The organism is Micromonospora sp. WMMD987 (assembly GCF_029581435.1).
GTDB lineage: Bacteria > Actinomycetota > Actinomycetes > Mycobacteriales > Micromonosporaceae > Micromonospora > Micromonospora rifamycinica.
Window position 1 is genome coordinate 1,402,112 of record NZ_CP120861.1, and the last position, 12,801, is coordinate 1,414,912.

9 protein-coding genes and 1 tRNA gene are annotated in these 12,801 nt (G+C 70.8%); 5 read left to right on the forward strand and 5 right to left on the reverse strand.

The features are described 5' to 3' along the window. Window positions 1-143 precede the first annotated feature (143 nt). Window positions 144-1,169, forward strand: a complete 1,026-nt coding sequence (locus O7612_RS06240; protein ID WP_282271247.1) for a hypothetical protein — start codon at window positions 144-146, stop codon at window positions 1,167-1,169. Between the two features lie 224 nt (window positions 1,170-1,393). On the opposite strand, the gene O7612_RS06245 is transcribed toward O7612_RS06240, so the two are convergent. Further along, on the reverse strand, window positions 1,394-2,197 hold the full coding sequence (locus O7612_RS06245; protein ID WP_282271250.1) for an S-methyl-5'-thioadenosine phosphorylase: 804 nt from the start codon (window positions 2,195-2,197) through the stop codon (window positions 1,394-1,396). 141 nt (window positions 2,198-2,338) lie between these two features. Here O7612_RS06245 and O7612_RS06250 point away from each other — a divergent pair, with 141 nt between their 5' ends. Both O7612_RS06250 and O7612_RS06255 read left to right on the forward strand, forming a co-directional pair. Then, window positions 2,339-2,938 (forward strand): YqgE/AlgH family protein, encoded by a 600-nt coding sequence (locus O7612_RS06250; RefSeq protein WP_282271252.1) that lies wholly within the window; start codon window positions 2,339-2,341, stop codon window positions 2,936-2,938. A 107-nt stretch (window positions 2,939-3,045) separates the two neighbouring features. Next, window positions 3,046-3,118: transfer RNA gene (locus O7612_RS06255), tRNA-Ala, on the forward strand. Window positions 3,119-3,296: 178 nt separating this feature from the next. Here the strand turns inward: O7612_RS06255 and O7612_RS06260 are convergent. The 4 genes from O7612_RS06260 to O7612_RS06275 all read right to left on the reverse strand — a co-directional run bounded on the left by O7612_RS06260 (window position 3,297) and on the right by O7612_RS06275 (window position 9,917). Continuing rightward, the gene (locus O7612_RS06260; protein ID WP_282271254.1) at window positions 3,297-4,508 is read right to left on the reverse strand and encodes a hypothetical protein; all 1,212 of its coding nucleotides are present in this window, start codon (window positions 4,506-4,508) and stop codon (window positions 3,297-3,299) included. Further along, window positions 4,501-7,431: an AAA domain-containing protein gene (locus O7612_RS06265; protein WP_282271256.1), complete on the reverse strand. Its 2,931-nt coding sequence runs from the start codon at window positions 7,429-7,431 to the stop codon at window positions 4,501-4,503. Before O7612_RS06265 ends, O7612_RS06260 begins: the two co-directional genes overlap by 8 nt. Then, window positions 7,428-8,864 (reverse strand): serine/threonine protein kinase, encoded by a 1,437-nt coding sequence (locus O7612_RS06270; RefSeq protein WP_282271258.1) that lies wholly within the window; start codon window positions 8,862-8,864, stop codon window positions 7,428-7,430. Before O7612_RS06270 ends, O7612_RS06265 begins: the two co-directional genes overlap by 4 nt. Window positions 8,865-9,161: 297 nt before the next feature. Further along, entirely contained in the window at window positions 9,162-9,917 is a 756-nt protein-coding gene (locus tag O7612_RS06275; RefSeq protein ID WP_282271260.1) for an LmbU family transcriptional regulator, read from the reverse strand. Window positions 9,918-10,476: 559 nt separating this feature from the next. Between O7612_RS06275 and O7612_RS06280 the strand changes: the two genes are divergently transcribed. Next, window positions 10,477-11,679, forward strand: a complete 1,203-nt coding sequence (locus O7612_RS06280; protein ID WP_282271262.1) for a nucleotide sugar dehydrogenase — start codon at window positions 10,477-10,479, stop codon at window positions 11,677-11,679. A 72-nt stretch (window positions 11,680-11,751) separates the two neighbouring features. After that, window positions 11,752-12,777, forward strand: a complete 1,026-nt coding sequence (locus O7612_RS06285) for an NAD-dependent epimerase/dehydratase family protein (RefSeq protein WP_282271266.1) — start codon at window positions 11,752-11,754, stop codon at window positions 12,775-12,777. Window positions 12,778-12,801: the final 24 nt, after the last annotated feature.

Genomic DNA, 12,801 nt, shown 5'->3' on the forward strand with positions numbered 1-12,801 from the left:
GCACTCGCCCTCGTCTCTCCGACCAAGAGAATCCGGTCAGATCGATCCCGGCGGTCGACCTGAACCTCTTGATCGACGAGGCGGGACCACGGCGGGCGAGAGGAGGGAGGGAACCGGTGGGGGTGGGTGGTCGTCTCAGGGGTATGCGGCGACTTGGGCTGGTGGGGCTGGGGCTCCTGGTGGGGGTGGCGGGGTGCGCGCCGGCGGGCTCCGTGCCGGGTGGATCGGGGGTGGACGGGGCCGTGGCGGGTGCGTCTGCGTCGGCCGGGGGAGCGAGCGGTGGTGACCCGGGGCGGCAGCGGGAGGCGTTCGACCGGCGGGCCACCGAGGTCGCCGGGGCGTGGCGGCCCGGCCCCGACTGGTCGACCGGGTACCTGCCGTTGCAGGACGCCACCGTGCTCACCGGGGATCCGGGCTTCGACGCCGACACCGAGGTGGCCTTCCGCTCCGGTTGGTACCGCGATCAGGTCGAACTCCCGACCGCCGTCCCCGCGGATGCCACGATCCGCTTTCCGGACGGTGCCCTGAGCGTCCCGCTGATCAGTGCGGCCGAGGCGTACCGGCAACTGGACCAGGGGGATCCGCCGCCGTGCGAGGGTCGGCCCCGGGTGCCCCGGGCTCCCTCCCCGACCGCCGCCGGCAGGCCGGATGATCCGGTCGCTACCGGCAGGCCGGATGACCCGGTCGCCACCCGGGCCGCCACCGCCTGTATCCCGCTCACGGTCACCGGGGTGACCCTGGGCACCGCCGAGGTGCGTACCAGCCGGGGGGTCGCGGCGGTGCCGGCCTGGTTGTTCACCGTCGCGGAGCTGACCACTGCGGTGGCCCGGCTCGCGGTGGCCCCCCGGGCGGTCACCGCCGTGCCCGAGCCGGTGGCCCCGCCCCGGCCCCTCCCGGGCGGCGTGGCCGGCGTCGACCGGCTCCGACGGGTCGACGGCGACCGCCTGACGTACGACGTCGCCCTGGGCGCCTGCGACAGCGGACCCGCCGCCGTGGTCCGGGAGGACGACGACGTGGTGGTGGTCGGCGGCGCGACGGTCCCGGGCACCGGGGAGTGCATCGATCTCGCGGTGCTCAAACCGGTCACGGTGACGCTGGCGGCACCGCTCGGTGCGCGCCCCGTGCTCGACGTCGCCACCGGCCGGGTACTCGTTCTCGGCCCCCGCTGAGGCTTTCGTCCCCCCGTGCGGCACCGGCGGTCATGACGGGCGCGGCCCTGTCGGCTCGCGGCGTCCGCCGTCGGCCGGGGCATCCGTCCCGCACGTCACCCACCCGCCGCGGCGGACCACCGGGGCGTCGACCACCGGGGCGTCGACCACCGGCACGACAGCGGGCCCGGTGAGCTGCGCGGCCGGCGGCGCGATCGGGTACGGCAGGAACGCCGGGCGACCACTCAGGGCAGCGGGAACGGGGTGCTGATGCCGTCCAGCGCGTGCCCGCACGGGCAGTCGCGGTCGGTCGGCAGGGCGGCCACCGCGTCCAACAGGATGCCGCGCAGCCGGTCGGTGTTCTCCCCGAAGACCCGGAAGACCTCCTCCTGGGTGACCGAGTCGCCCGCCTCCACCCCGGCGTCCAGGTCGGTGACCAGGGCGATGGAGGTGTAGCAGAGGGCGAGCTCGCGGGCGAGCACGGCCTCCGGGTGGCCGGTCATGTTGACCACCGCGCCGCCCATCGAGGCGTACCAGCGGGACTCCGCGCGGGTGGAGAAGCGGGGCCCCTCGACCACCACCACCGTGCCGCCGTCCACCGCCGGCACGTCCCGCCCGGCTGCCGCGTCGAGCAGCGCACGCCGTCCCACCGGGCAGTACGGGTCACCGAACGCCACGTGCACCGCGCCCTGGTCGTAGTAGGTCTGCACCCGGCCGCTGGTGCGGTCGACCAGCTGGTCGGGCACCACGAACGTGCCGGGGCCGAGGTCGGGGCGGAGCCCGCCGACGGCGCAGGGGGCGAGCACCTGGCGTACCCCCAGTGCCCGCAGCGCCCACAGGTTCGCCCGGTAGGGGATCCGGTGCGGTGGGTGGCGGTGGTCACGCCCGTGCCGGGGCAGGAAGGCCACCGGCCGACCGCCCACCGTGGCGATGGTGAGCACGTCCGAGGGGGCGCCGTACGGGGTCTCCACCTGGTGTTCGGTAGCGTCGTCGAGCAGCGCGTACAGCCCCGAACCGCCGATCACCGCGATGTCCGCCGTCGGAACCATCGACCCTCCCTCGACCACCCTCGATCACCTGTCGGTCAGACCTTAGCCACCGCACCGGGTGCAGGCTATGGTGCCAGGCATGGCGGTGACAGCACGGATGGTCGCTGGTGCCCGGTTGTCGGACCCGGTGCGCGGCTGACGATGTCCGAGACGCAGGGGGAGGGGCCGGCGATCAGCGGTCGTGCCGTGGAGTCGATGACCGGGCGGCTGCTGGTCGCGACACCGGCTCTCAAGGATCCGAACTTCGACCGCACGGTGGTGCTGCTGGTCGCCCACGAGGCCGGTGGGGCGCTCGGGGTGGTGCTCAACCGGGCCACCGAGGTCCCGGTCGCGGACGTCCTCGGTGAGTGGAGCGACCTGGCCCGGCACCCGGCGGTGCTCTTCGAGGGTGGTCCCGTGCAGCCGGAGTCGGCGATCTGCCTGGCCCGGATGCGGCACCCGATGCGGCGGCTGAAGGGCTTCCAGCCGATCTCCGGTGCGGTCGGCACCGTCGACCTGTCGGTCGATCCGGAACGGATGCGGGACAGCATCGGCGGCATCCGGGTCTTCGCCGGCTACTCCGGCTGGGGCTCCGGGCAGTTGGAGCAGGAGATCGAGGACGGCTCCTGGTTCGTGCTCGACGCGCTGCCCGGGGACGCCTTCGTCGACCGTCCGGACGACCTCTGGCCGATGGTGCTGCGCCGGCAGGGCGGCATGATGGCGGCGGTCGCGCACTTCCCTCCGGACGTGGCGCTGAACTGATCCACCGGGTGTCCCCGGGGGCGTCCGGGGGTACCCCCCGCGAGATGACCATGCGGCACGGCGTGTGTATAGTTCTCCCCGTGCCCGGGACACCGGGACGACCGCAAGGGGCCGTGGCGCAGCTGGTAGCGCACCACACTGGCAGTGTGGGGGTCAGGGGTTCGAGTCCCCTCGGCTCCACCTTGTGTTACTGCAGGTCAAGCGGCATTTCTCATGGAGAGGTGCCGCTTTTCTTGATCGTTTGGTCGCAGCCGCGGTCACGGCGGGTGCCGGTCACGAACACCTCGTAGCCCCGCCTCGGTGAGGTCCGCCGTCTCCTGGCACACCGGTTCGTCACCACCTACCCTTCGAGGGGACCTCAGTCGAGTTCGTCGAGGCGGGCGAGTGCGTCGGTCAGCCCGTGCTGATGAGCGTGTCGCCGCAACTCCTTGAGAGTCGGGGCCGGTACCTCGAGTCGTTCGGCCAACGAGGCCGTATGCGCGACGAGGTCGGCCCGGTCCCCGATCATGCCGTGGGACTTCGTCATCGACAGCACCCGCTCCATTGCGGCCCTACGCCGCAGCCCGGTGTCGTTGCTCCACAGTTGCAGGAAACAGCCCTTGCTCAGCCTGTACGAGCCGACCTGTGCCCTCGACAACCTGGGCGGGTCACCGAAGCTGTCCGTGGCGAGGGTGGCCCGCCAGGTCCCGTTCGGCAACTGTCGCAGGGTTCCCTTCAACTTGCTGTCTGCGAGCCACCGGGTCCAGATGGTCTGTGGATCCTCGGTACGCTCGGCGGCCACCAGGTGACCGATCATCGGTAGCTGGTTGCAGACCTGCTCGAGGAAGGTGTCCCGCTCGCCGGCCACCCCGCTGTATGCCAGCAGGCGCTGGTCGGCGCATGCGATCAGGTACGCCGGCAGGTAGGCGTCCTGCGCACCGAGCACCTGCAGGTCCCGCATCCGCTTGGGTAGGTTGAACTCGTGTCGGTCCGGTCGCTGGGCGAGCTGGGCGATGATATCCGGTTGGAACACCATCGGCGCGAAGAGCGGCTTGAATCTCAGCCGGTCACCGCCCTGCTCGGGCGGCACCCTGGGGGTGGTCAGCACGGTCAGTGAACCGTCGTAGTGGCGCCGGGGCAGTGGGCTGCTGGTGAACCGCTCCACCAGCAGCTTCTGTCGGCTCTCCTTGGTGACGTAGCGGATCCCGGCGCGAACGGAGTCCAGGCCGAGGGGGGTGAGCGTGACGACCTCATCGGCGACCACCACATGCCCGATCAGGAACAGGAACGCCAGGCACCGGTCCACCAGCGAACGGGGTAACCCGTAGAAGCGGCACAGCTCGGTGATCCTGGTGAACCCGCCCTCCATGAGGCCGCGGACCAGGAACCGGTCCAGCATCTCGTAGTCCTGCTCCTCCTGGATCTGTGCGGTCGTCTCCACCTGCCACAGGGGCCACAACACCGAGAAGATGCGGGACGGCCGTACCCCGGGAACGGCGGTAGCGTGCTCGACGGCCCGGACCGCCGGGTAGATGATCGAGGCCTCGCCGGACCGGTGTTGCCGGGACGCCTGACCAACCCGCTCAACCATTGAGCTTCTCCTCGATCTCGCGGGACGGACGGCGTTCCCCGAACGCGCCCAGGTGAACCACCAGGGAGTTCGCCAGGGCGGCGAAGCCGGGATCCCGGGCGTTGGTCAGGGTCGTCGTGTCGCCGACCAGGACGATCTGTCGGCGAGCCCGGGTGATGGCCACGTTCAGCCGCCGCAGTTCCTTCAAGAAGCCGATGTTCCCGTGCTGGTTGCTCCGGGTGAAGCCGTAGACGATCAGGTCGCGTTCGCCACCCTGGAAGGAGTCGACGGTACCGACGTTCTCCGCCACCGCGTTCGCACCCAACTCCTTGGTCAGCAGCTCGGCGAGCAGCTTCACCTGAGCCCGAAACGGCACGATGACCGCCCAACTGCCGTAGTGGTCAGCGTGCCGGGTCAGCAGGCGTACGATCAGCCGGGCCTCCAGCTCGTTGAGGTATCCGCCCTGTTCAAAGGCGTCGACGGCGGGCGGGGTCCGCTCCGCCCGTTCGCGCGCCGGCCGATCCGATGTGTCGATCATCGCCATCGGCGAGTGGAACAGCGGGTCCCGCCTCCCAGCGCGATGCTCGGTGCGCAGCACCCCGCCGTAGAACGAGGTCGAGACGAACCGCGCCAGCACCTCCGGCATCCGCCGCTGCACCGTCAGCATCACTCGGTTGGCGTCGCCGACACCCTGGTAGAGCCGCTCGAACGCGCTGCGCCGGAGGAGATCGCGGATCTGCCCGGCATTCGATGGCGCCGTGCCGCTCGGCAGGCTGTCGGCCCAGCTCGCCACCTCGTGATCAAGGAACGGCGGCAATTGGTGGTGGTCCCCGACCAGGACCGCCCGGCGGGCCCGGACCAGTGGAACCAACAGGTCCGGAGTGGAGATCTGGCCGGCCTCGTCGACGATCGCCAGGTCGAAGTCCAGCCCGGCGAGGAGGGCTGTGGTGGCGGTGCCGATGCAGGTGGCGGCCACCACGTCGGCGTACCGTAGCAGCTCTCGGTGCAGGTCCTGCTCTGCCTCGGTGACCTCGGCCCGCCACTGGTCGAGCAGCCGAGCCCGGGACCGGGCCAGGGCCAGGGCTGCGGTGAGCTTCTGATGCAGTGCCATCCACCCGGGCAGGTCGACCGGCGTACCGGTGGAGACCGGGACAACCGGGCGCAGTGTCGCCCGTACCATCTCGGCCGCCCGCGTCACCTCGGTCAGGAACTTGTCCCGCGCCTCGGCTGCGGCGTCCCGCGCCGCCGCCCGACTGCCGACCTCGGGGTCGGCGGCGGCGATCGCGTCGGCCTGGGCTCGGATCTCCGCGTACGCCTGCTCGGCCCGGCCGGCCTCCCGGACAGCCACGGCGAGCTGCTCCCGTACCGTGCTCAGGCGCCGCTCACGCCACCCCTGTTGCCAGCGGAAGAGGAAGGCCAGCGGCCCACCGGCCGCCCGTCGACGAACCTCGGCCAGCCGCTGCCGGGCACCATGCTCCCGCTCGCCCAGTTGCTCCAGCTCGGCCCGGGTCGTCCGATGCTCCTGTTCGGCGGTGGCCAGCTGAGTGGCGAGCGGGCGGACCGCCCGATCCATCGCGGCCGTCAGCTCGGCCGAGAGTGCCTGCACCTCGGTGTCGGCCAGCTGAGCCTCACCGAGCTGTGTGGTGAGGAAGCTCATCCACCGGCCGGCGGCGTCGTCGGCCGCAGTGAACGGAGTCAGCCGGGACATGCTCCCTTCGGTGGTCGCCAGGATCTCCCTGCGCAGCGTCTCGACCTGGACCTCGACCATCAGGCCCCGGGCGTGCGCGGTCATCGCGTCCTCGTTGCCGACCCGGACCGCCCGAACATACGCCGGTAGGCGTTCGAGCACGTTGTCGACCGCCCGGTTGGTGTGCGAGGTGACCAGGACCCGCTGGTGCCGGGCCGCACTGACGGCGACCATCTCGGTGATGGTGGTGGTCTTGCCGGTACCGGGCGGGCCGAGCACCAGTAGCAGATCCGGAACGGTCAGCGCACTCTGGAACGCCCGCAGCTGGTCGCCGTCGAGCGTGGCCCGCGGCTGGGCGGTGACATCCGGCCGGTACGGGGCCAGCTGGCGGTCGACCAGATGGGTGAGCAGGTGCGGGTTCGTCGCCTCCCGATCCCGCAGGGTCTGCACCGCTGCCAACCGCGCCCGGTGCACCCGGTCGCCGGGCAGCACCCCGAGGGCACCCTGTTGGGGCAGCCGGGCGAAGTCGACGACACCGTCGAAGCGGACCGTCACCTCCCGGTCCCGGTCCCGGACCCGCAGCACCCGGCCGCGCAGGTCCGGCTGATCGGTAACGTAGACCAGCGCACCCTGGGCAAGCGCGCAGGGGCGCAGAAGGTGAAAGACGTAGACGCCACGGGCGGAGCGGCGCTCCTCGCGCGCGCTGTCCACCCGCCGGTACGGCAGTGCCAGATCCTCCTGCTGCTTGGCGATCTCGATGTCCCGGACCGCCTCAATGACCTCGGTGAGCAGATCGAGGAATCCACCATGGTGAGCTGGCAGGGCCGGCACCGCGGACCCGGTGACGCCGAGCCGCTCCCAGGTATGGCAGAGCTCCGCCCAGGGCACCCGGTACGGGGAGCCGACGTCACGGACGTGCGGAAACGTGTGCCACCCGGGTGCGCAGCGGAGCAGCAACGCTCCCTTGAGCAACTGCTCCTGATCCTTGAAGGACAGCGGGGACACGTCCGCGAGCTTGAGCGCGGCGCGTTCCCTGCCGCTCAGGTAGAACCCGACCTTCCAGCGCTGGCTGTAGACCACCAACCGGTCGCGTTCGACCTCCATCCGTGCCGGTAGGGCACCGGCCGTCGCGAGCCGGCCCAGTTGGTCGACGAGGACGGCCGGGTCGTAGATGCCAGCCCTGGCGAGCTGCTCGGCAGCTTTGTCGGAGGGTATGACGGCCACCGGGTGGCGCAGGACGAACGGAAGAGCACTCACCGGGCACCATCCGTGGAGAGCTGCCGATGGCCGGATCGCAGGGCGGTCACCAACGCGCGGAGGTCGGACGGCCGGTTGTCCGCATCCGGGTCGAGGCAGTCGGCTAGCAGGTTGTCCAGTTCCTCGGGTAGCTCGGGCAGCGTCAGTCGGATCGGCGGCGAGCCGTAGGTCGACGGTGGATGCCCGGTCAGCGTCCAGTAGAGCAGCGCCGCCAGCTGGTAGAGGTCGGCCGGCCTGCCGACCGTGGTTGATCGGTGCTGCTCCGGTGCCTGGTGCCCGGGCGGCCCCTCCCCGGGCCGAGCCGTCATCCCGGCCAGGCCCGCGTCGACCAGTACCGCGCGCCGGGGCTTGTTCGCCAGCACCACCCCGTCCGGGCTCAGCGCCCGATGACTCTGCCCGGCGTCGTGCAACGCGGTAAGGGCGGTGGCGATCTCGACAGCTGCGCCGAGCGTCACGGCGGCGTTGAAGCGACCGATCGGTGCGCCGGCAGCGGCCGGACCGAGTCGCTGCCGCCAGGTCGGCCCGGCCGGCAGCACGCTGACCAGCGTCGTGCCGCCGGTCTCGTCGACTGTTTCCAGCAGCCTCGGCAGGCCCGCCCGGCCACCGATCCGGTGCCACAGGCGCCCCTGCCCGCGCAGCTCGTCGCGGAGCTGCTCGCCCGCTGCCGCCCTCCGAAGCAGCTGTACCTGCCGAAGCCGGATCCGATGCAGATCGGTCAGCCGGTCGGCGGTCGCCTCCCGCCAGACCCACGACTGGTCCGGGGCGATCTGGTTGACGGTCGGCTCGTGCAGCAGGTAGTCGACTCCGCCCAGCCGCCGCTGGTCGCCGCCCCGCCACGGCGTCCGTACGTCCGTCCTGACTGGTGACTCCGGTACGACGAGTTCGGGCCGCGCCGACGAGAGCCAGTCGGATTCGTCGGTGGGTGCTTCGCGGTAGGGGTGGTAAAACGCTCGTCGGATGTGTGCGGCTGCCGGCTTGTACAGCTCGTTGCGCAGCGCGGTCTCGTCCCACAGCGTCAGCCGAACCCCGGTGGCCCGTTCCTGCTCGCCTCGCCAGGCATCCCACCATCGGGTGAGTGCCGGGTCGAGGCTGGACGGCACACAGAGCACCCACTCCTCGACCTCGTAGCCCTTCTCGTCCGCGTTCCTCCAGGCCGAGTTGAAGGACTTCTCGATCTGCTCCCGGTGTCTGCCTTTCACGCCACCGATGAAGTATTTGGCTTGCCAGATAGTGACCCGCCCATGGAGCTCGCCGACCAGCGCGTCGATGCCCCAGTCGCCGGGGTTCGCGTACACCAGCCTGGCGTCACCGCGTACGGCGGTCACCAGGAGGGCGATCATCTGCTCGAAATCCTCGCGTGCGCCAGTCTCGCCGCCACGCGACTGGTGGGCGTAGAAGTGGATGGGTGGCTCACCCGACGCAGCACGCGTCACCGCCGATCACATCCCGGGGTCGTGTCAGATGCCGACCGAAGGGAGCATTCCAAAGACGGTCACCCATTGCAACGCGTGACTCACGTTGCGGGGAGGTTGATGATCCGCGCCGCCTGACAGCTCGTGGGCGATCGCCCGGCCGCACCTACGGCACCTGGCCGAGGGCTTGGTCGAGCCCTTCGGTCACCTCCACGTCGTGGTCGACTTCCACCAGTTCGAGCGCTACGACACCGGTACCGGCGTGCCCTCGGCGACGAGTATGGCCGTTCGTGTCCCGAGGTGGCGGGAGGGGTCGGGCTAGCCGATTCCGGCGAAGAGGCCGCCCCGGCGGGAGTCACCGGGGCGGCCCGGTGTCTCGCCGGCGGGCCGGTCGGGGCCGCCGACCGCCAGTTCCTCGCGGGCGGCCCGGTCGAGCGCGCCGACCGCCCACTCCTCCAGGCTGTGGCCGAGCTTCTCGGCCACCGCGCTGTACGACCGGATCTGCTCCGGCGACAACCGCACCTTGATGTGGGTGCTGTCGCCGGCCCGGTCCCGGTCGTCCAGGTGCGCCTCGTCGGGGCCCGGCGGGGTCGCCTCGGCGGATCGTTCCGCGATGCTGGCCCGGACCTCCTTGCGCAACCGGTTCCTCGACCACGAGAGCTTCTCGGCCTTGCGTAGCCAGAAATCCTGTTCGTGCTCGCTCAGCCGGGCGACCTCCGCGTGGTGGGCGAAGCTGAGCGCGTCGCGCCGCCGGGACAGCGGGAAGCGCCGGGCCACCCAGACGTAGTTGCGCAGGGTCTGGTAGTCGAGTGAGGTCTGCTCGATGGCGTCGCTGTAGCGCCCGCTGTACGCGGTTTCTCCGTAGAGCAGCCAGTCGCCCAGGCACCAGGCCGACCAGGTGCTGACCGCCGCCAGCCGCCGGCCGATGCCGAGCCACTTCTCGTACGGCAGGTGTTCGGGGAATTCGATCCCGGTGCGTGGTGTCGCGAGGATGTCGAACTGCACGTCGATCGACGCGGTCTTCGGTGGCCCGTTCCGGGTGTCCTGCGCCTGGGCGGAGGTGTGCACCGCCACGTCACCGCCTTCCCTCGTCGGGACCGTCGGCGTCATCCGCAGCCGTCCGGTAGGTCGTCGGTCGGACGGAGGGTCTGGTCGACCGCACGTCGGGTGGGGATTCCGGCGGGAGTCCGGCCCGGTGGCCGGTGCCCGTGTCCGGTGCAGCGTCGGAAGTCCATCCGGTATCACCGACCTCTACCGTTACCGTCGCTCGTGCCTGGCATCGGGTGGGCGCAGGGGGTCGGGGCACGTCGGCGTACCCCACTCTCCCGAACAAGATCGTCCATAGGCGAGAGATCCATTCTCGCCGGAAACCACCGGGGAAAGTCAAGAGCAACAAGCCGGGCGATGTGCCGCTGGCCTGCGGGAAAAGATCACCATGGGGGTGGACGCCCGGCGGTGTTCTGGCTGCTTTGCCGGATGCGACACCATTGATTCCGATCTTGGTTTGGCATGGATCAGCATGATTGCCTGAGCTGCCGGTGATCGATAGAGTCCCCCTCGTGGACCGGTGATACGAGAGGGATGCGCCACCGCTTCGATGATCGATATTGGTCAACTCGTCGAGGGGAGAGCAGTGGACACGTCCCGGTTCGTCACCGACGTCGCGATCATCGGCGGGTGCGGGCGCGTCGGTCTGCCGCTGGGGCTGGCCTTCGCGGCACGCGGCCTCTCGGTCGTCCTGTGCGATGTCAACGGCGTCGCGGTCGACCTGGTGAACTCGGGTCGGATGCCCTTCGCCGAGCCCGGCGCCGACGAGCTGCTGGCCTCCGTGCTCGCCTCCGGCGCGCTGCGGGCCACCGTCGACCCGTCCTGCGTGAGCGGGTCGGAGCACCTCGTCGTGGTGGTCGGCACGCCGGTGGACGAGCACCTCAGCCCCGACGTGACCGCCGTGTCGACGGCCCTGGAACGCTATGCCCCGTTCCTGCGCCCCGGCCACTTCGTCGCCCTGCGCTCGACCGTCTACCCGGGGGTCACCGCGATGGCCGAGCGGCTGATCGCGGGCCTGGGCCTGTCGGACGTGGACGTGGCCTTCTGCCCGGAACGCATCGCCGAGGGTCGGGCGCTGGTGGAACTCTTCGACCTCCCGCAGATCGTCGGCGGACGGACACCGCGGGCGTTCGAGCGGGCCGCGGCGCTGTTCCGCGTGCTGACCCCGGAGATCGTGCCGCTCACCCCGGAGGAGGCGGAGCTGGCCAAGCTGTTCACCAACAGCTGGCGCTACATCAAGTTCGCGGCGGCGAACCAGTTCTGGATGATCGCGAACGACTCGGGTCTCGACTTCGAGCGGGTCCGGCAGGCGATCCGGTACGACTACCCGCGGGCGGCCGACCTGCCCGGCCCGGGGTTCGCGGCCGGACCCTGCCTGTTCAAGGACACCATGCAGCTCGCGGCGTTCAACGGCAACAACTTCCCGCTCGGGCACTCCGCGATGCTGGTCAACGAGGGGCTGCCCAACTACGTGGTGGCCCGGCTGGAGGAGCGGTTCGACCTGGCCACCATGCGGGTCGGCATCCTGGGCATGGCCTTCAAGGGCGGCAGCGACGACCCCCGGGAGTCCCTGGCCTACCGGCTCCGCAAGATCCTGCTCCTCAAGGCGGCGGCGGTGCTGTGTGCCGACCCCTTCGTCGACGACCAACGGCTGGTGCCGCACGAGCGGGTGCTCGCCGACGCGGAACTGCTCGTCATCGCCGCCCCGCACGAGCAGTACCGCGACCTTCCCGCCACCACCCCGGTGATCGACATCTGGGGCCTGACCGGCCGGGGCGTACTGATCTGACCGCCGACGACGGCGCAGGGGACGCCGGTTTCCGGACCGGCTCGTAAACATCGATGGACGGAGGCGCGGCGGATGCCGAAGGTGCTGGTCAGCGGATCGGCCGGATTCATCGGTGGCTACCTGGTCGAGGAGTTGCTGAGCCGGGGACACGAGGTCGTCGGCATCGACAACTACTCGAAGTACGGCCGGGTCTCCCGCGGGTACGACCGCCACCCGTCGTACCGTTTCGTCGAGGGCGACGCCCGCGACACGGACCTGCTGTCGGAGCTGCTCACCGACTGTGACCACTTCATCGCCGGGGCGGCGATGATCGGGGGGATCTCCTACTTCCACCGGTACGCCTACGACCTGCTCGCCACCAACGAACGGATCATGGCGTCGTCCTGCGACGCCGCCATCCGGGCGCACCGGGAGGGCCGGTTGCGGAAGGTGACCTACCTGTCGTCGTCCATGGTGTTCGAGTCCACCGACCGGTGGCCGTCGCAGGAGGGTGACGAACGCCGCGTCCCCCCGCCGGTGTCGTCGTACGGCTTCCAGAAGCTGGCGGTCGAGTACTACGCCCGCGCGGCGCACCAACAGTACGGGCTGCCGTACACCATCGTGCGGCCGTTCAACTGCGTGGGCATCGGGGAGACCCGTGCCCTCGGGCACCACGACGTCCACTCGGGCAACGTCAAGCTCGCGATGTCCCACGTGGTGCCGGACCTGGTGCAGAAGGTCCTCAAGGGCCAGGATCCGTTGCACGTCCTCGGCGACGGCCGGCAGGTCAGGCACTACACCTACGGTGCCGATCTCGCCCGCGGCATCGTGGTCGCGATGGAACACCCGGCCGCGCTGAACGAGGACTTCAACCTCTCCACCGCCGAGTCCACCACGGTCGCCGAGCTGGCCGAGGCCATCTGGCGCAAGGTCAAGGGGCCGTCGGTGCCCCTCCGGCTGGTCCACGACACGCCCTTCGCGCACGACGTCCAGCTGCGGGTGCCGGACGTCGGCAAGGCGGCGAAGCTCCTCGGTTTCACCGCGACCACCAGTCTCGACGAGATGCTCGACGTGGTGATCCCGTGGATCGCCACGGCGGTCCGGGACGGCCGGATCTGACCGACCGGTCCCGCCAGCGGGACA